This is a genomic window from Brucella sp. LJL56, assembly GCF_054871705.1.
On sequence record NZ_JBTXLQ010000001.1, the window covers coordinates 1,272,621 to 1,289,890 of the forward strand.

Here is a 17,270-nt window from a genome sequence, read left to right on the forward strand (position 1 = left end):
TCAATTCCATAGTTTGGGTTCGGCAATCTCCAGCGAATTGCCGGACGGATCGCGGAAATAAATCGAATGTGCGCCATTAGGCCAATCAAAATCGGCCTCAATGGCAACGCCATGCCTTTCCAGATGTTCCCGCCAGCCCTCGATCTCAGCGCGGCTTGCGGCAAAACATACATGACCCGGCCCCGTCGTGCCATGCGGTGGAACAGGCAGGTGGCCGGGCAAAGGCGGCTTCAAGGTTTCTTCCGCTTTGAAGAGCAGCAAAATGCCCTCGCCACAGCGGAAGAAAGCGTTGCGTTCGCTGATCTGGCCCACCGATTCCAGCCCCATCGTGTTGCGATAGAATTTTACCGCTTCCGCGATGTCGCGAACATAGAGTGCCGTTTCAAGAATACGTGCAGCGCGCATGGATCAGGTCTCGTCATTCAGATGGAGCAGACACTGTCCTATCAGAGCCTGTTCCAAAAGTCGTCCTGTGCGGCTGCAAATACGCTTTTTTGATTCGGGCTCTTAAGCTACCGCCATCTTCTGCAACGACACGAGGCGATCGACACCGCTGCGCGCCAGCTTCATCAGGTTCAGGAACTCTTCTTCCGAGAAAGGCGTGCCTTCGGCAGTGCCCTGAATTTCAACGATGCCGCCTGTGCCGGTCATGACGAAATTGCTGTCGGTCTGGGCGACGGAATCTTCCGCATAATCCAGATCGAGAACCGGTGCACCTTCATAGATGCCGCAGGAAATGGCTGCGACATGGTCCTTCAAAACCTTCTCGACCCGCACCATCTGGCGCGCTTCCATCCAGCTCAGGCATTCATGTAACGCCACCCAGCCGCCGGTAATGGCTGCCGTACGCGTGCCGCCATCGGCCTGAATGACATCGCAGTCCACCGTGATCTGTACTTCGCCAAGCGCCTGCATGTCCACGACGGCGCGCAGGCTGCGTCCGATCAGACGCTGGATTTCCTGCGTGCGTCCGCCCTGCTTGCCAGCGGCGGCTTCGCGGCGCATGCGGTCGCCGGTCGAACGCGGCAGCATGCCGTATTCCGCCGTGACCCAGCCCTTGCCGGTGTTGCGCATCCAACCCGGCACCTTTTCCTCAAGGCTTGCCGTACACAGAACATGCGTATCGCCGAATTTGACCAGGCAGGAGCCTTCCGCATGTTTGGAGATGCCGCGCTCGAAAGAGACGGCGCGCATTTCGTCGACAGCACGCTTGGATGGACGCATATATCAAATTCCTTGATCGAGTTTTTTGGGATTCAAAGTTTTCCGTGCGGCTTTTTAGGCTCCCCGAGCGCAAATAGAAAGGAATTTTGCGCTTCGATAACCCAAAGACATGTCGAGAAGTGTTGAGAGGAATGCCAGTCTGGAGCTAAAGCCTTTGACGCTTCGCGCCGCAACCTTATATTTAGGGCAAGCAATCAACAGGTTCGCCGCTCTATCATGATGAAATCGCCTGAACATCAGCTTCTGAATTCGCTCGACCAGCGGTCGCGCGAAATTTTCCGGCTGGTCGTCGAGAGCTATCTCAACGACGGCGATCCGGTGGGGTCCCGCAATCTGTCCCGCCTGCTACCGCATTCGCTCTCACCTGCCACTATTCGCAATGTGATGAGCGACCTGGAACATCTGGGCCTGATCTATGCGCCGCATATATCGGCGGGCCGTCTGCCGACGCAAATCGGCCTGCGCTTTTTCGTTGATGCCTTTATGGAAGTCGGCGATCTGCCGCCGGGCGAACGCTCGTCCATCGAGGCGCAGGTGCGCGCCGCCGGAAACAGCAATTCGGTGGAAAGCGTGCTGACCGAGGCAAGTCAGGTTCTGTCGGGCCTGTCGCGTGGCGCCGGCCTTGTGCTCGCCACCAAGACGGAAGGCGCGCTCAAGCATATCGAATTCGTGCGGCTGGAGCCGACCCGTGCACTTGCCGTGCTGGTGATGCAGAATGGCGATGTGGAAAACCGCGTCATCAATCTGCCGGTCGGCATCAGCGCATCGCAACTGGTCGAAGCCTCGAATTTCCTCAACGCCCATATTCACGGCCATACGCTTTCCGAAGCCAAGGCCGAGCTGAAGGTGCTGATGGAGGAAACCCGTCAGGAACTGGACCAGCTTTCACAGGAACTTGTCGAACAGGGCCTCGCCGTTTGGGGTGGTACCGGTGCGGACCAGCCGTCACGGCTGATTGTGCGCGGCCGCGCCAATCTTCTGGAAAACATTCACGCTCAGGAAGATATCGAGCGCCTGCGCCATCTGTTCGACGATCTGGAAACCAAGGACGGCATGGTCCAGCTTCTGGATCTGGCCGAAACCGGTTCGGGTGTGCGCATTTTCATCGGCTCGGAAAACAAGCTGTTTTCGCTGTCCGGCTCGTCGCTGGTGGTTGCGCCTTATCGTGACAGCGAACAGCGGGTGATTGGGGCGCTCGGCGTCATCGGCCCGACCCGTCTCAATTACGCACGTATCGTTCCGATGGTGGACTATACGGCGCAGATCGTGTCCAGGCTGTTGCGGTGAGATGCCAATCTTACCGGGTCAGCAGAAATTAAGCCTTGATTTTAATGGTATGAAACTCGATATCCGCCCCAGAAGATATTCAAGACGGAAGAAGCATTATGTCTGACGAAAAGAACAAAACCCAGAACCCCGATCTTGAGCAGCGCGACATCAACAATCCAAGGGATCGTGAGGCGCTGAACCGGGCTGCCGCCGATTTCCTGAAAGCGCGCAAGGCGGAAGCCAGCGCCGAGGTTGCGGAAGACGAAGCGGAAAACGCGGCTGATGAAACCGCAAACCGGCTTCTCGCGCTCGAAGCAGACAACGGCGAATTGAAGGACCAGTTATTGCGCGCTGCGGCAGAGATGGAAAATCTACGCAAGCGCACCCAGCGTGATGTGCAGGATGCACGCACCTATGCCGTGACCAATTTCGCACGTGACATGCTGTCGGTTTCTGACAATCTGCGCCGTGCACTCGAGGCTATTCCTGCCGATACGCTGGCAACTGACGCCAGTCTGAAGTCTCTGGCGGAAGGCGTCGAGATGACCGAACGCGCCATGCTACAGGCTCTGGAACGCCACGGCGTCACCAAGCTGGAGCCGGAAGGCCAGAAGTTCGACCCGAACTTCCATCAGGCCATGTTCGAAGTGCCAAATCCAGATCTGCCGAACAACACCGTCGTGCAGGTTGTGCAGGCTGGTTACGCCATTGGCGACCGGGTTCTGCGCCCCGCTATGGTCGGTGTGTCAAAGGGAGGCCCGAAGGTAGCTGTCGATAGTGGCGGGGCTGCTTCCGAGGGCAATGCCTGATTTCAGTAATAACTGATGAACCTGGAGCGGCGACTTTGTCTGCCGCTCTTTTCATATCTGCTGTCCAGTTTGCAATAATGTGCATATTGCTATTGCAGCGAACCGGTGAAAAGTTGTCACCGGATGTATGGAGGAGACCGGCAGCGTGACGATTCCTGAGTTTTTGAACTTCGCAGGCGTTTTCGTTTTCGCTGCGACCGGCGCTCTTGCCGCTTCGCGCCGCCAACTCGACATTATCGGTTTTTTGTTCCTTGCCAATATTACCGGCATTGGTGGCGGAACGCTGCGTGATCTTGTACTCGGCGCGCCGGTTTTCTGGGTTGTCGAACCCACTTATCTGCTTGCTGGTACACTGGCAGCCATCTTCGTTTATTTCACGGCTCATATGGTCGAATCGCGCTACCGTGTCCTGCTCTGGCTCGATGCCATCGGCATGGCGGCTTATACGGTACTGGGCGCGGCCAAGGGGCTCGCGCTCGGCTTCGGACCATCCGTCGCTATCGTGACCGGCATTTCCACAGCCACGCTCGGCGGCATATTGCGCGATATGGTGGCTGGCGAGCCCTCTGTGCTGATGCGCCGTGAAATCTATGTCACGGCGTCGCTCGCCGGTGCGTGTCTTTATGTTCTGCTTGCCTGGCTGCAAATCGAACCGGCCATATGTGCAATCGCCGCAGCTTTGACCGCGTTTGTCATTCGCGGGGGCGCACTTTATTTTGGCTGGACACTGCCCGTTTATAAAAGCCGCCCCGGGCGCACGGAAGAAGAGCTCCAGCGCGACCGGATTATCAGACCGGAGTAAACCTTATACGAGACCAGCCTGGCTCGCAGCAGCCTGCAAGCTGAGCTGCGGACGCGGTCCCATCTGTTGAATGATGAGACCCGCTGCCAGCGAACCAAGACGAGCGCAATCTTCAAGCGAACGCTCATTCGTGTAGCCATAAAGGAAACCGGCTGCGTAAAGATCACCGGCTCCGGTCGTATCGACCAGCGTATCGATTTCGATGGCAGGGACGGTCAGCGTCTGGTCCGGCGTGACGACGATCGCGCCTTTTTCGGAACGGGTGACGATCGAAAGCGCACAATCCATGCGCATGGCGGCAATCGCCGTTTCGAGCGATTTCGTCTTATACAACGACTTGGCCTCTTCCTCGTTGGCAAAGACAATATCGACGGTGCGCGAGCGCATGAGTTCCAGAAACTCCTCGCGATACCGATCGACACAAAACGGATCAGAAAGCGTCATCGCCATCTGGCGATTCTTCTCGTGCGCGATTTTCGATGCCATGACGATAGCTTCCTTAGCACGCGGCGGATCCCACAGATAGCCTTCGAAATAGGTTACCTTTGCATCGGAAACCTTGGAGGTCTCGACATCTTCCGGTCCGAGTTCCACGCAGGCGCCGAGGTATGTATTCATCGAGCGCTCGCCATCCGGCGTCACGAAAATCATGGAGCGAGCGGTCGGTGACCCTTTTTCCAGCGGGCGCGTGTCGAAGGCGACGCCCTGTGAACGGATATCATGCGCAAAAACACGCCCCAGATGATCGGTCGCCACCTTGCCGAAATAGGCCGAGCGCCCGCCGAGGCTTGCTACGCCTGCTGCCGTATTTCCGGCACTGCCACCCGACATTTCCGTCGCCGGGCCCGCAATCCGGCTATAGAGCAATTCCGCACGCTCTGCATCGATCAGGTTCATCGCGCCTTTGACGATACCGTTCGTTTCCAGAAAAGAGTCATCAGTGCGCGAAATAATATCGACAATGGCATTGCCGATGCAAAGAACGTCGAATGTGGCCATGAGCGCGAGAAGCTCCCTTTTTTTCAATTCTCCAGCCCACCCAACTATTTGGCGGGAGGAGGCTTTGGCGCCAGCTATCTACCTTTCGCATGATACGATCGGATAGATATTCGGGTGCGGGTTTAGCCGTTTGCAACCCCTTTGGCTACCCTGCACGCCTCCCGCATTGTGGGTAGTGCAGCTTGCGCCAAGGTAGAGGCATACCTATTTCCGTCTTCGTCCACACTCAGAATTGGGTCGAAAATGATCTTAGATGCTGCCTTGAAAGCCCTGAAACGTCTGACCACACCAGAGTTGCGTTCGGTTTTCTGGAAGACGCTCGGATTGACACTGTTGCTTCTGACTGGCCTTTGGGCCGCAGTCCGTCAAATCTTCTTTACTTTTGCCTGGCCGTGGATGGAACAAATACTGCCTGGCATGCCGGAATGGGCTGGCTGGCTCGGTATCGTTGCCGCCATCGTCGCCGGCCTCAGTCTGGCGCTCGTGCTCGCATTGATGATCGCACCAGTCACGGCGCTTGTGGCGGGCCTCTTTCTCGACGATGTGGCCGATGTAGTCGAGCGCGAAGACTATCCGAACGATCCCCTCGGCACACCATTGCCGACCGGTCGCTCCATCCTCGTTTCGCTGAAGTTTCTCGGCATCGTCATCCTCGGCAACATTGTCGCGCTGTTGATGCTCTTCATACCCGGCGTCAATCTGATCGCCTTCTTCGTCATCAATGCCTATCTGCTCGGGCGGGAGTTTTTCGAATTTGCAGCCATGCGCTATCGATCCGAGGCCGAGGCGAAGGCGCTACGGTCGCATTATGGTGTAACGGTTTTTCTGGCCGGGCTGCTGATTGCGGGCTTTATGGCGATCCCCATCGTCAATCTTCTGACGCCGCTTTTTGCAGCAACAATGATGGTGCACTTGCACAAAGCCGTCTCGCAACGCGAAGCCCAGTTCACGCCTGCGGCGGCAAGGGGATAAGCGGCGCGGGGATGTCACAGGTTTTCGCCGGATACTTGCAGATATCTGCAATCACGCATTTCTCGCATTCCGGCTTGCGCGCCTTGCAAACATAACGCCCATGCAGGATCAGCCAGTGATGCGCATGAAGCATGTATTCCGCCGGGATAACCCGGACGAGGATGGCTTCCACGGCCTCCGGCGTTTTTCCGGGCGCAAGACCAATCCGGTTGCCAATGCGCAGAATATGCGTGTCCACCGCCATCGTCGGCTGGCCGAAAGCCATGTTCAGCACCACATTGGCCGTCTTGCGGCCAACACCCGGCAGCTTCACCAGTTCGTTCCGGTCCCCCGGTACTTCTCCGCCATAATCGCGGATCAATGCTTCGGACAGGAGAGTGACATTCTTCGCCTTGTTACGCCAAAGACCAATGGTGCGAATGTAGTCACCGACTTTCTCTTCGCCGAGCGCCAGCATTTTCTGTGGCGTATCGGCAATTGCGAAGAGCCCGCGCGTCGCCTTGTTGACCCCGGCATCGGTGGCCTGTGCCGATAAAACGACCGCGACAAGAAGCGTGAAAGCATTCACATGCTCCAGCTCGCCCTTCGGCTCCGGTCTCTGAATGGAAAACCGGCGAAATATCTCATGAATTTCATCCGCTGTATAAAGCGTACCTCGCACCCGACGTTGAGAGCGGACAGTGGGAGAAGCGTTCACAGGCAATTTGATTTTGGCCTTTTCCATTCCGCCTCTATAATGGTTTCTCTATCGACAAAACAATCAGCAGCTTGACGCAGCCCCCTCAAAATGGCCCGACAATCTGCCAGATGACCTGAATGCCATGCATCATCCAGACGGCGCAGAACCTGACCGGTTCGACAAACCCATTTTCGAAGCCCTGCTCACCCCCTATCGTTCGCTGGGGCGGACGGGCTTCACCATCCTGATGGGAGCCCTGATCGGCTGCTGGATGTTTGTCGGCATTCTTTTCTGGTCCATCGGTGCGTGGCCGATCTTTGGATTTTTCGGCCTCGATGTTCTGCTGATCTATCTCGCTTTTCGCTGGAATTACCGTGCCGCCCGCGCACGCGAGGAAATCTCCGTGTCCCGCTCTGCCCTGCATATTCGCAAATATGCGGCGTCTGGCAAGATGACTGTACATCGTTTCAATCCATTCTGGACACGGTTCAAGGTCGCGCGAAAGCCGGATATCGGAATTACCGGCATGAGCGTCGAAAGCCGTGAAGCGAGTGTCGTGATCGGAAACTTCCTCTCCCCGGATGATCGCGAAAGTTTTGCAACTGCTTTCGGTGCAGCGCTTTCAGAAGCGCGCCGATAGCAACACTCCTAATCTTTCCGGGTATATCGCGCCTGAACTTCGTTTTACCCTGAAACGAAGGAATCCGGATTGGCCCTTGAAGTCCGGCTTTTCACAAGCCATATCAGTTAGCGAGGAGATACGCCGTAAGGGTTCTCCTCATAGCGGTCGCTTCTCATCAAGGACTGATGCAATGACAAGAATGACACCGTTTTCGAGCCCTTTGCTGCTCGGATTCGACACGATGGAAAAGACGCTGGAACGGATCGCAAAATCCGGCGACGGTTATCCGCCCTACAATATAGAACGCCTGCGCGGCGAGACGGGTTCCGAACGTCTGCGCATCACTTTGGCGGTGGCCGGTTTTGCCAGCGAAGACCTCGAAGTCATGACGGAAGACAATCAGCTCGTCATCCGCGGACGCCAGACCGACGATACCGAACGGGAATTTCTGCATCGAGGCATAGCTGCCCGACAGTTCCAGCGTGTTTTCGTTCTGGCAGACGGCATGCGGGTTCTCGGTTGCGATCTGAAAAACGGTCTTTTGGCCATCGATCTCGACCGTCCGGAGCCCGAGCGACTGGTTAAGCGAATCAACATAGCGGTGAAAGACTGATCTTGTTCAGTTTTTGTTCAGCACAATCCGCTATATTGAAGAAGTGAAGCTCTGATGCGGCATGGTCGCAAATGACATGCCGACGAAATGGAGGCTAAGACCATGAACAGACACATATTCACCGAAAACGAATTCGCCCATCTCGGCGAAGGTGAAGTTGCCTATGTGCGCAAGATCCGTTCAGATGACCTTGCCCGCAGCTTCCCTGCCCTCCCACCGATCGAGCCGGGCCTGGAACTCTGGGCGCTGTTTGGCGCCAGCGGTGAGCCAATTGTGCTCTCCGATGTTCGCGCCACCGCGCTACAGGGTGCACAAGACCACGAACTGCGCACGGTGATGCTGCACTAAGGTTTTGATGCGATACCGGCCATCGCCGGTATCGCCACTCCGCATGTACCTGTGCGGAAGTTTCCAGCGCAAGCCATCGTCAGGCAGCAATGTGTTTCTGTTTGGGTAGTATGTTTTCCCTGCAAATTGCTTCTGCAAGCAAACAAACAAAACCGCCGTTCGTGCTGAACGGCGGTTTTGTTTACGAGAAACTATTTGAACTCAGGCGGCGTTGGAAGCAGGCTGAGCGGTCAGGAATGAATAAAGTGCCTGCGCGTCATGTGTGCCGCGCAATTTGGCAACAGTGTCGGCATCGCGCAGCATACGGGCGATGCGCGAGAGAGCCTTCAGATGGTCCGCGCCGGCATTTTCCGGCGCGAGAAGCAGAAAAACAAGATCGACGGGTTGATCGTCCAGCGCCTCGAAATCGACCGGTGTTTCCAGACGAGCGAAGATTCCGGCTATTTTGTTGATATTCGCCAGCTTGCCGTGCGGAATGGCAACGCCATTGCCGACCCCGGTAGAACCGAGGCGCTCACGCTGGAGAATTGTTTCGAAAACTTCACGCTCAGGGAGACCGGTCAGTTCCGCAGCCTTCTCAGATAAAATCTGCAAAAGCTGTTTTTTGGAGCTGGCTTTCAGCGCCGGGATAATCGCCCCGGGCTGAATCAGATCACTAAGATCCATTCTCTCCGTTCCTTCTTCAATCAGGCCTTTGAAGCCCGGTTTTGGGAAGCGCACGCGGCCGCCTAATCGCGATCCGCTGCGTGCGCTTCAGGTTTGCCGTCAGGCGCGTGGCGCGGCTTGGCGGGTGACCATCGATGGATCAACCCAGCCGATATTGCCGTCCGCGCGACGGTAGACGATGTTAACTTCATCATTGCCGGCATTGCGGAACACCAGCACCGGATTTTCAATCAGGTCCAGCTCCACGACCGCCGACGCCACCGACATGGTGCGCAGGGCGACGGACGATTCCGCAACAATTGTCGGCGCGTAATCCGCCGGAAGATCCTCCTCTTCCTCCGACAGCGGTGCCATAACACGATATGCAACGTCATCATAGATCGCTTCCGGCTGCGTAGCCGGGCGCGACTTCAGACGGCGCTTATAGCGGCGAAGGCGGGTTTCGATCTTGTCCGCCGCTGCTTCAAAAGCCAACTGCGGATCCTGCGCGTCGCCAGTGCTTTGCAGGGTTGCACCGCTATCGAGGTGCAAGGTGCAATCCGCACTGTAACGCGAACCGGACTTGGTGACCGTAACCTGTCCGGAAAAGCCATGATCGAAATATTTGCCGACAGCTTCATTCACCCGATCAACGATCCGGGTTGTGAAAGCTTCACCGACGTCCATATGCTTTCCAGATACACGCAGAGTCATTTGGCACACCTCATTTGCGTTACACCACAGGACTCAGTCTAATCACAAGGCGAGCGAAGCGCAAAGCGAACCAGCATCAAAGATGCTTTTCGTCCTGTGCGTTTTCCAACTAAATTCGTAGTGCAAGCACACTTCCCAGGCGCACTCTCCGGCGAGGTGTTGAAACACCTTCCGAAAAGCCTTCGAAGTCGTGAATGCTCCAATCAATAGCCCCTTTACGGGATGGTTGCCGCACATCGCTCTTTTACGCAACGCCCCAGTAGCTGATCCGTTGCCCGGATTTTTCCGGCCGGTTTTCCCGGAACGTCACATTGCCCTTCCTTCAAACATATGAACAACCGCAATTTCTTCCAGAAATTACAGCGATATTATCAGACCTTGCCTGCAAAACGCATTCGCCGGAAACGTCCAACCCATGTCTTCATCCCAAAACCGGTTCTATTTCGAGGAGACATGCTTCAATTCTGCTTTGGCGTATTCTCGGTCGCAGAAACACGGGTGCTTCTGCTGACATCTCGCCAATTCACGCTGACGACTTATCAGGAAGCTCCGGAAATGAGGGGATCCAGATACGTGCCGCTGCGCGAGCGGGGCTTCTATTGGGTGAATTGGCGCTTGTCAATTGGTCCTCCTGCCAGTTGGTCGTATTGCAATGCCGTTCTTTCCACAAATCGAGATCGAATTTTTCTGAAAGAGCGGTGCTGCAGATCCAAAATTTTAGAGCATCTCTCCGTATTCGAATACGTGAATGAAGCCCCAGAGGTACAATCTGTAATTTAAAGCAACCCCTTCGTAGCGCAATCGTGGAGTTGCCCTGGCTACCGCATCGGCCCGAAAATCGGAATCGATTTTCGGAAAGCACGATGCGTAGATTCAATAGATTAGAGCGTCCTTTGTGCGTCCCATAGGACGCACGGCGCTCTAAGCAATCAAGAGGCCGACAGTCTTGCTTTCTTTTCACGCCTGCGCTGAACTGATGAAGCAATATTCATCGATTCCCGATATTTTGCGACCGTTCTTCGCGCGATATCCACACCGTCCTTCTTCAAGGCATCCACGATGGCATCATCGGAAAGTACATCGTCCGGCTTTTCGGCGTCGATCATCTGGCGGATACGATGGCGCACGCTTTCCGACGAATGGGCGTCGCCGCCCTCGGAAGAGGCGATCGAGGCAGTGAAGAAATAGCGCAATTCAAACACGCCCCGTGGCGTGGCCATGAACTTGTTCGCGGTCACACGGCTGATTGTCGATTCATGCATGCCGACTGCATCCGCGACTGTGCGCAGATTAAGAGGCTTTAAATGAGTCACCCCATGGCGCAGAAAACCGTCCTGCTGTCGGACGATTTCCTGTGTGACCTTGAGGATAGTGCGCGCACGCTGGTCGAGGCTGCGTACGAGCCAGTTCGCAGTCTGCATGCAGTCCGAGAGAAACGCTTTTTCCTCAGCTTTTACCGAGGTACTCACCTCGGCATAATATTCGTTGTTGACGATGAGGCGCGGCATTGCTGCTGAATTCAGCTCAATAGTCCAGCCACCGTCGCGCGACGGCGTCACAAGTGCATCCGGCACGATGGCATCCGCCACAGAAATCTCGAATAATGAACCGGGCTTTGGATCAAGCATGCGAATTTCGGTCAGCATATCGAGAATATCGGCCTGATCGACGCCGCACAGCTTCTTGAGCGTCGCGAAGTCGCGGCGCGCCAGAAGATCGAGATTGTCGACCAGCGCCTCCATCGCCGGATCGAACCGATCCTTGAGGCGCAACTGTATCGCCAGGCATTCCCGCAGATCACGAGCAAAAAGGCCAGGCGGATCAAAGCTTTGCATTGTTCCCAAAATGCGCTCGATCTCAACCGTTTCAACGCCCAGATTCTGTGCAAGCGCAACAATATCGATACGCAGATATCCGCCTTCGTCCAGAGCGTCGGCAAGTGCTGTCGCGATGAAGCGGTCTGTTGTTCTGGAAAACGTCAGCGCGATCTGTTCCGCCACATGTTCGCTCAGCGAAACCCGGCTGGCTGTGACTTGATCTATGTCATAGCCACTGCCTGAAACATATCCGTCGCCGATTGACGATTTCCATTGTGCGGCAAGATCGGGGCCGATCTCGTCAAAGCGACCCGGATCGTCTGGAAAGATATTTTCAAGCGAACTGTCGAAAGTGGATGAGAGATTTTCCGCGTCATCCGAAGCATCCGTTTTGAACCAGTCGCCGTCCGACATATCGTCGGATGCCAGATCGTCATCGCCGGTTTCGGTACTTTCCCGCACTGGCTCCGCGCTTGAAAAATCATCATTCGCTGCCTCAATTCGATCCAGCAGCGGATTTTTCTCGATTTCAACGTCGAGAAACTGTTCCAGCTCGACATGCGTCATCTGCAGCAGCTTGATCGACTGCATTAGCTGGGGTGTCATCACCAGCGATTGCGATTGACGGAAATCGAGCTTGGGCGACAGAGCCATGCGACGCGTTATTATCCCCCAGTTAATCCCTGCCAATAACTGCGGAGCACATGGTCAACACCAAGCTACCTTTTGACAGCCTCATTCAACTTCCAACGGCATTACATCGACATCAGCCCCAAGCCGACGCAGACGAATAAGCCGCCCGCTTACAGCCATTTCAAGCTGAAAGTTCGCTTCAATGAAAACTGGTATGAACCTTGCTTGTCAATTCAGAATGTGCGGGATTTGGCCTAAAAGGGAAAAAAGTCGCGCCTGAACGGCGCATTCTGCAACTTCGTACAAAACATTGCAGGCCTGAACCGGCAGCAGGAAGGCATTTCCGGAAAATATCTGACAATCTGAAAATGCCTGGATATCAAAGTGTGAATTGGTCGCCGAGATAGAGCCTGCGCACGTCGGGATTGGCAACGATTTCAGCGGGACGGCCATGCGTCAGCACCTGACCGGCGTGAATAATGTAGGCGCGATCGATAAGGCCGAGCGTTTCACGCACATTATGGTCGGTAATCAGAACGCCGATGCCACGGCTCGTCAGATGGCGAACAAGCTGCTGGATATCCGAAACGGCAATCGGGTCGACGCCAGCAAAGGGTTCGTCAAGCAGCATGAAGTTCGGGCGCGAGGCAAGCGCACGCGCAATTTCGAGGCGGCGGCGTTCACCGCCGGAAAGAGAAATGGCTGGTGCCTTGCGCAGATGGGCAATGTGAAACTCTTCCAACAGCGCATCCAGCTCGGAGGCACGCTTGGAACGATCTTTCTCCACCACTTCCAGCACGGCCTTGATGTTGTTCTCAACCGAAAGGCCGCGAAAAATGGACGCTTCCTGCGGCAAATAGCCGATACCGAGACGGGAACGACGATACATCGGCATCGAAGTGACGTCGTAACCGTCGATCTCGATGGAACCGGCGTCGGCCGGAACGAGACCGGTCACCATATAGAAGCAAGTGGTCTTGCCTGCGCCATTGGGGCCCAGAATGCCGACCGCTTCGCCGGCGCGCACGCCGAACGATACGCCATTGACGACCTGCCGACCGCGATAGCTCTTGCAAAGGCCGCGTGCTACCAGCGTGCCCTTGAGACGTGTTGATTTACCCGGTTGATCGGGCATGCCCCCTGCAACACCAGATGGTGCGTCCATAGTTTGCGATGCGACTTGCGGCCCGTCGGCCTTCTTGTTCCAGAACAATCCCACGCCTGCTCCGGTCAGTTCTGCTTGGGCGCGGCGCCGCCCTGCTGTTGATCTTTCGGGGCCATGATGATCGATACGCGACCCTTGGTCTGCCCCTTGCAGCTTTCGACATTGGCGCGACCTGTATCGAGATGCGCCGTCAGCTTGCAGCCGGTCACAACATTGTCGCCATCGGTCAGGACCACTTTCTGCCCCTGAAGAACCATCACCTGGTTTTTCGCGTCGTAACGACCGGTATCACCGGTTGCGACCTGCGTACCGGACTTGAGATAAACTTTCCCCGAGATGTCGATGTGATCAATGCTCGATGAATCGAGGCCGCCCACACCAGCACTTGCCGGTTCCGGGGCTTGTGCCTCGCCGTCTTTCTTGGCCTTGTTGTAGTAGACCGTCATCTGACCTGCCTTCAGCAGGGCGTCGCCCTGCGAAACGGCAACATTGCCGGTGAATATGGCAATGCCTTCCTTGTCGCGCATTTCCAGCTTGTCAGCATCAATCTTGACGGGCGCCTTGCTGTTGGAAAGCTTCAGACCGTTTACGGCTGCACCTTCCTGAGCCAGAGAGGCTGTCGGAGCCGCGGCCAGGCCGAGCGCCAGAACCGCAAATCCCATCCGCAAAGTGCGGGCCATCGTACCCTTGTTCATCTTGCCCGTCTCGCGTTTCATATATTTCAGCTCCCCGAAGCATTCAGCCATCCCTAGGCCGATATGCGGTCAGACGCAACTTTAAGCACTTTGCGACCAAATGGGAACATTTGGCATCGCAAAATGCGATCAAAAAAGCGGTTTAGAGCGTGTAGCATTCTGATTGCATCAAAATCACGCTCTAACAATTTGTTTTCGAGCACATTTCGATCCGAAAACCGGATTCAGAATGCGCTCAGGCGTCCGCACAGATATAAATCGGCTCGAACGCTTCCCCTATTCTCAAATCAAAGGCCCTTTTCAGGGAGCCTTGTTGGGCGAAACAACACTGCCGTCAACGGTCATTCGAACCTTGTTCTCGAAAATCAGAACTTTGCCGTTGTCCTTGACCTGCATGCTGTCGGCCAGAATATGCGTGCTGCCGCTGCGGATATCGACGGGCTTGTCGGTCGTGATCTGCCCACTCTTGAGGTTTACGTCCGCAGAACGCAGCACTGCACGTAAACCGTCATCCGTCGTAACAGTAAAGTCCTTATCAAGTTGCAAACGTCCGTTGGCATTGTCGTAAACACCCGACGTTGCCTCAACCTTGGCAGTGCCCTTTTCACCGACCGGCAGCTCGGCTGAGATACCTTCGAGCGAAATCGCGCCGCTGTTCTTCGCATCCTGCGTCGCCTTGGAAGCGGTCATCGAATAGGGACGGTTGTCCTTGGTGTATCCATTAAGGTGCGGGCTCGTCATGACAAGCTTGCCGCTTTCACCGCCGTTATTCACTTCCACCTTTATGGGCGTGTTCGGCGTTGCAAGAAACGTGTACCACGAGAATACGGCTCCCACGATAATCGCGGCGACCGGAAGAGCTGTCTTCAAAACACGAACACGGACCGAATGGCGCTGTGCAGCATGGAAGAGCGAATCGGCTTTCTCCGAGGCACCAAAGCGCATACCACCCGTGCCGCGACCGGAAGCGGTCGCGTTCTGCGGCGCATGGCTATGTGTGGTGTCGGCAGTCATGTTTCGTTCGTTTCCTCAACGGCTTTCATAGAATTCAATAATCAGCGCATCCCTATCGCGCCGTTTCATTTCAATACGGTTTATTTGGGGTGAAATAGCCTGTAGCTCAATAGCTTTATACCGCACAAAACACCGCACCCGCCTCGCAAACAGGCAGCAGGAACGGCTTATGCCTTTGATAATTCAGCCCAATTTACATTCCACCGAATTTAGGTAGAATGCTAATCAACTCTTTGATACCACAAAGCCCGGTCCAATTACAGCTCAACGTAATACAGACTTGGCGCGCTCGAACTGCTTATCAAATGATGCAATCAGAATCGCGAACTACTCATTACAATATATATTTCAGGCACTATCTCTCACCAGATGGCGACGCCAAAGATACTTGCCGCTAGCCTTCATTCGAGGCAAAAGGTGAAGTGCCGGGCCAAGCTGCGCTGGTTGAACGAATGGATGGACAGGAATGGCTCAAGACGCCGAAGCAATCATTGAACGTCGGAAACTGCGCAGGAAGCTGACCATCTGGCGTGCAGCCTTCCTGCTTCTGATTGCAGCCCTGATCGCCGTCTTCGCTTCATGGTTCATGCGCGGCACCAATTTCAACCAGCCGCATATCGCCAAGGTTCGTATCGAGGGCACCATCTTCGAGAACGAGGAATTGCTGAAGCGCCTCGACAAGATTGCCAAGGACGATGCCGTCAAGGGTGTGATTCTGGTTCTCGATTCGCCCGGAGGAACGACGGTGGGCGGCGAAGCAATCTTTGAAGCCGTGCGCAAGATTGCCGAGAAAAAGCCGGTCGTCACCCAGGTGGGAACGCTTGCCGCCTCTGCAGGTTACATGATTGCCAGCGCATCCGACCATATTGTGGCGCGACAAACATCTATCGTGGGCTCAATCGGGGTTCTGTTTCAATATCCCGATGTCTCGAAGCTGCTCGACACGATCGGCGTGAAGGTCGAGACCATCAAATCTTCGCCGCTCAAGGCAGAGCCCAATTATTTCAGTCCAGCCAGCGAAGAGGCCAAAGGTATGATCCGCAACATGATCATGGATTCTTATGCATGGTTCGTGGATATTGTCGAAAAGCGCCGTTCGTTTACGCATGAACAGGCGCTGGCGCTAGCCAATGGGGCAGTGTTTACAGGACGACAGGCACTGGACAAGAAACTGATCGACGGGTTGGGCGGTGAAGAAGAAGCCGTCGCCTGGCTTGCAAGCAAGGGGTTATCGAAGGATTTGCCGCGGCTGGAATGGAAACCGGTCAGCAGCGACACGGGTTTCTCGTTGCGCGATCTCATCATTCATGCCGGTGTCCGCCTTATCGGTGTGCCACAGGAAGCAGACGGCATGTTGAAGGAGATTGCGAAGGAACGCATCTTTCTTGACGGACTTCTCTCGGTTTGGCACGTTGACGGTACGCCTGAAGCGAATTGACGCCAGCCGGGCAAACTTACACAATATCCGGTAGATACCGGATCAAACAAACAGAAGAACAGGGGTTTAAAGCCGTGATCAAATCGGAACTCGTTCAGATTATCGCCAGCCGGAATCCGCATCTCTTTCAGCGCGATGTCGAAAACATCGTGGGCGCGGTATTCGACGAGATCACAAACGCCCTTGCCGACGGCAATCGCGTAGAACTGCGCGGCTTCGGTGCATTTTCGGTTAAGAACCGTCCTGCACGCAGCGGCCGCAATCCGCGCACCGGCGAAACGGTGGACGTGGAAGAAAAGTGGGTTCCCTTCTTCAAGACCGGCAAGGAGCTGCGCGACCGTCTCAACGGCGCAGTCTGATAGACACCATGGCGGCAAAACGCATCATCGCCATCATCGTTCTCGTGCCGCTTGCAGTGGTTCTGATTGCGTTGTCGGTTGCCAATCGCGCATCGGTGCAATTTACGATCGATCCGTTCAATCCCGGCAACCCCGCATTATCCTACAATGCGCCCTTGTTCCTGTGGCTGTTCGGTGCGCTTCTCTTTGGGGTCATCATCGGCTCTCTGGTAACATGGCTCACACAGGGCAAGCATCGCCGCAAGGAGCGGATGTATAAACAGGAAGCCGCGCGCCTGCTTGAACGCAGCACCGCCGCCGAAAAGCGTAATATATCGGTCGTGAACTCCTGAAACGCCCGCTATTCTCAAACCCGGAGGCAAAACTTCCGGGTTTTCATGGCCGAAATACCCTTTGTGAGCGTTTGAACGTCGTTTTCCCCTTTCGCGCTGGCCTTGTTTATCCTACCTAGAC

Annotated in this window: 19 protein-coding genes and 1 pseudogene; 10 read left to right on the plus strand and 10 right to left on the minus strand. The window is 55.5% G+C overall.

Annotated elements, in window-relative coordinates:
- Together ACYSN1_RS06160 and rph are read right to left on the minus strand one after the other, a co-directional pair.
- A complete protein-coding gene (locus ACYSN1_RS06160) occupies positions 1-405 on the minus strand; it encodes a VOC family protein (protein ID WP_461724849.1) in 405 nt (134 codons plus the stop codon).
- Positions 406-507: 102 nt separating this feature from the next.
- The gene (gene rph / locus ACYSN1_RS06165; protein WP_140020309.1) at positions 508-1,224 is read right to left on the minus strand and encodes a ribonuclease PH; all 717 of its coding nucleotides are present in this window, start codon (positions 1,222-1,224) and stop codon (positions 508-510) included.
- A gap of 216 nt (positions 1,225-1,440) precedes the next feature.
- Here rph and hrcA point away from each other — a divergent pair, with 216 nt between their 5' ends.
- From hrcA to ACYSN1_RS06180, 3 genes are all read left to right on the plus strand, one after another.
- The gene (hrcA, locus tag ACYSN1_RS06170; protein ID WP_461724850.1) at positions 1,441-2,511 is read left to right on the plus strand and encodes a heat-inducible transcriptional repressor HrcA; all 1,071 of its coding nucleotides are present in this window, start codon (positions 1,441-1,443) and stop codon (positions 2,509-2,511) included.
- 98 nt (positions 2,512-2,609) lie between these two features.
- Complete coding sequence (grpE, locus tag ACYSN1_RS06175) at positions 2,610-3,302, plus strand: nucleotide exchange factor GrpE (protein ID WP_461724851.1); 693 nt, start codon at positions 2,610-2,612, stop codon at positions 3,300-3,302.
- 145 nt (positions 3,303-3,447) lie between these two features.
- On the plus strand, positions 3,448-4,104 hold the full coding sequence (locus tag ACYSN1_RS06180; RefSeq protein ID WP_461724852.1) for a trimeric intracellular cation channel family protein: 657 nt from the start codon (positions 3,448-3,450) through the stop codon (positions 4,102-4,104).
- Between the two features lie 3 nt (positions 4,105-4,107).
- On the opposite strand, the gene ACYSN1_RS06185 is transcribed toward ACYSN1_RS06180, so the two are convergent.
- Positions 4,108-5,103, minus strand: coding sequence for an adenosine kinase (locus ACYSN1_RS06185; protein WP_461724853.1), 996 nt, complete (start codon positions 5,101-5,103; stop codon positions 4,108-4,110).
- 243 nt (positions 5,104-5,346) lie between these two features.
- Between ACYSN1_RS06185 and ACYSN1_RS06190 the strand changes: the two genes are divergently transcribed.
- Positions 5,347-6,075: a sulfate transporter family protein gene (locus ACYSN1_RS06190; protein WP_461724854.1), complete on the plus strand. Its 729-nt coding sequence runs from the start codon at positions 5,347-5,349 to the stop codon at positions 6,073-6,075.
- Here ACYSN1_RS06190 and nth read toward each other — a convergent pair.
- On the minus strand, positions 6,050-6,799 hold the full coding sequence (gene nth, locus ACYSN1_RS06195; protein WP_461724855.1) for an endonuclease III: 750 nt from the start codon (positions 6,797-6,799) through the stop codon (positions 6,050-6,052). The two genes, ACYSN1_RS06190 and nth, sit on opposite strands and share 26 nt — an antisense overlap.
- A gap of 97 nt (positions 6,800-6,896) precedes the next feature.
- Here nth and ACYSN1_RS06200 point away from each other — a divergent pair, with 97 nt between their 5' ends.
- From ACYSN1_RS06200 to ACYSN1_RS06210, 3 genes are all read left to right on the plus strand, one after another.
- Positions 6,897-7,394: a DUF2244 domain-containing protein gene (locus ACYSN1_RS06200; protein ID WP_109985893.1), complete on the plus strand. Its 498-nt coding sequence runs from the start codon at positions 6,897-6,899 to the stop codon at positions 7,392-7,394.
- A 172-nt stretch (positions 7,395-7,566) separates the two neighbouring features.
- Positions 7,567-7,989, plus strand: a complete 423-nt coding sequence (locus tag ACYSN1_RS06205; RefSeq protein ID WP_105540905.1) for an Hsp20 family protein — start codon at positions 7,567-7,569, stop codon at positions 7,987-7,989.
- Positions 7,990-8,091: 102 nt separating this feature from the next.
- Positions 8,092-8,337, plus strand: coding sequence for a BQ00720 family protein (locus tag ACYSN1_RS06210; RefSeq protein WP_010658006.1), 246 nt, complete (start codon positions 8,092-8,094; stop codon positions 8,335-8,337).
- A 201-nt stretch (positions 8,338-8,538) separates the two neighbouring features.
- Here the strand turns inward: ACYSN1_RS06210 and ptsN are convergent, their stop codons facing one another.
- The 6 genes and pseudogenes from ptsN to lptC all read right to left on the minus strand — a co-directional run bounded on the left by ptsN (position 8,539) and on the right by lptC (position 15,020).
- Positions 8,539-9,003: a PTS IIA-like nitrogen regulatory protein PtsN gene (gene ptsN / locus ACYSN1_RS06215; protein WP_006465889.1), complete on the minus strand. Its 465-nt coding sequence runs from the start codon at positions 9,001-9,003 to the stop codon at positions 8,539-8,541.
- Between the two features lie 99 nt (positions 9,004-9,102).
- Positions 9,103-9,696 carry a ribosome hibernation-promoting factor, HPF/YfiA family gene (hpf, locus tag ACYSN1_RS06220; RefSeq protein ID WP_461724856.1) on the minus strand — a complete coding sequence of 198 codons (594 nt, stop codon included), beginning with the start codon at positions 9,694-9,696 and terminating at the stop codon, positions 9,103-9,105.
- A 929-nt stretch (positions 9,697-10,625) separates the two neighbouring features.
- Positions 10,626-12,167, minus strand: a complete 1,542-nt coding sequence (gene rpoN, locus ACYSN1_RS06225; RefSeq protein WP_461724857.1) for an RNA polymerase factor sigma-54 — start codon at positions 12,165-12,167, stop codon at positions 10,626-10,628.
- Between the two features lie 358 nt (positions 12,168-12,525).
- Positions 12,526-13,263: pseudogene (lptB, locus tag ACYSN1_RS06230) on the minus strand (LPS export ABC transporter ATP-binding protein); the annotation flags it as partial.
- Between the two features lie 113 nt (positions 13,264-13,376).
- A complete protein-coding gene (locus tag ACYSN1_RS06235; RefSeq protein ID WP_461724858.1) occupies positions 13,377-14,027 on the minus strand; it encodes an LptA/OstA family protein in 651 nt (216 codons plus the stop codon).
- A 279-nt stretch (positions 14,028-14,306) separates the two neighbouring features.
- On the minus strand, positions 14,307-15,020 hold the full coding sequence (gene lptC, locus ACYSN1_RS06240) for an LPS export ABC transporter periplasmic protein LptC (protein WP_140020321.1): 714 nt from the start codon (positions 15,018-15,020) through the stop codon (positions 14,307-14,309).
- 466 nt (positions 15,021-15,486) lie between these two features.
- Here lptC and sppA point away from each other — a divergent pair, with 466 nt between their 5' ends.
- The 3 genes from sppA (at position 15,487) to ACYSN1_RS06255 (ending at position 17,149) form a co-directional block, all read left to right on the plus strand.
- Complete coding sequence (gene sppA / locus ACYSN1_RS06245; RefSeq protein WP_461724859.1) at positions 15,487-16,458, plus strand: signal peptide peptidase SppA; 972 nt, start codon at positions 15,487-15,489, stop codon at positions 16,456-16,458.
- 74 nt (positions 16,459-16,532) lie between these two features.
- Positions 16,533-16,817 (plus strand): integration host factor subunit beta, encoded by a 285-nt coding sequence (locus ACYSN1_RS06250; protein ID WP_061344837.1) that lies wholly within the window; start codon positions 16,533-16,535, stop codon positions 16,815-16,817.
- An 8-nt stretch (positions 16,818-16,825) separates the two neighbouring features.
- Positions 16,826-17,149 (plus strand): lipopolysaccharide assembly protein LapA domain-containing protein, encoded by a 324-nt coding sequence (locus tag ACYSN1_RS06255; protein WP_461724860.1) that lies wholly within the window; start codon positions 16,826-16,828, stop codon positions 17,147-17,149.
- Positions 17,150-17,270: the final 121 nt, after the last annotated feature.

What these genes read in the sequence shown, in the direction of transcription:
- ACYSN1_RS06160 (WP_461724849.1), bottom strand. Translation starts at nt 405, where the DNA reads ATGCGCGCTGCACGTATTCTTGAAACGGCACTCTATGTTCGCGACATC.
- ACYSN1_RS06185 (WP_461724853.1), bottom strand. Translation starts at nt 5,103, where the DNA reads ATGGCCACATTCGACGTTCTTTGCATCGGCAATGCCATTGTCGATATT.
- ACYSN1_RS06210 (WP_010658006.1), top strand. Translation starts at nt 8,092, where the DNA reads ATGAACAGACACATATTCACCGAAAACGAATTCGCCCATCTCGGCGAA.
- hpf (WP_461724856.1), bottom strand. Translation starts at nt 9,696, where the DNA reads ATGACTCTGCGTGTATCTGGAAAGCATATGGACGTCGGTGAAGCTTTC.
- ACYSN1_RS06255 (WP_461724860.1), top strand. Translation starts at nt 16,826, where the DNA reads ATGGCGGCAAAACGCATCATCGCCATCATCGTTCTCGTGCCGCTTGCA.
- grpE (WP_461724851.1), top strand. Translation starts at nt 2,610, where the DNA reads ATGTCTGACGAAAAGAACAAAACCCAGAACCCCGATCTTGAGCAGCGC.
- sppA (WP_461724859.1), top strand. Translation starts at nt 15,487, where the DNA reads ATGGCTCAAGACGCCGAAGCAATCATTGAACGTCGGAAACTGCGCAGG.
- rpoN (WP_461724857.1), bottom strand. Translation starts at nt 12,167, where the DNA reads ATGGCTCTGTCGCCCAAGCTCGATTTCCGTCAATCGCAATCGCTGGTG.
- rph (WP_140020309.1), bottom strand. Translation starts at nt 1,224, where the DNA reads ATGCGTCCATCCAAGCGTGCTGTCGACGAAATGCGCGCCGTCTCTTTC.
- lptC (WP_140020321.1), bottom strand. Translation starts at nt 15,020, where the DNA reads ATGACTGCCGACACCACACATAGCCATGCGCCGCAGAACGCGACCGCT.
- hrcA (WP_461724850.1), top strand. Translation starts at nt 1,441, where the DNA reads ATGATGAAATCGCCTGAACATCAGCTTCTGAATTCGCTCGACCAGCGG.
- ACYSN1_RS06190 (WP_461724854.1), top strand. Translation starts at nt 5,347, where the DNA reads ATGATCTTAGATGCTGCCTTGAAAGCCCTGAAACGTCTGACCACACCA.
- ACYSN1_RS06200 (WP_109985893.1), top strand. Translation starts at nt 6,897, where the DNA reads ATGCATCATCCAGACGGCGCAGAACCTGACCGGTTCGACAAACCCATT.
- ACYSN1_RS06205 (WP_105540905.1), top strand. Translation starts at nt 7,567, where the DNA reads ATGACAAGAATGACACCGTTTTCGAGCCCTTTGCTGCTCGGATTCGAC.
- ACYSN1_RS06235 (WP_461724858.1), bottom strand. Translation starts at nt 14,027, where the DNA reads ATGAAACGCGAGACGGGCAAGATGAACAAGGGTACGATGGCCCGCACT.
- nth (WP_461724855.1), bottom strand. Translation starts at nt 6,799, where the DNA reads ATGGAAAAGGCCAAAATCAAATTGCCTGTGAACGCTTCTCCCACTGTC.
- ptsN (WP_006465889.1), bottom strand. Translation starts at nt 9,003, where the DNA reads ATGGATCTTAGTGATCTGATTCAGCCCGGGGCGATTATCCCGGCGCTG.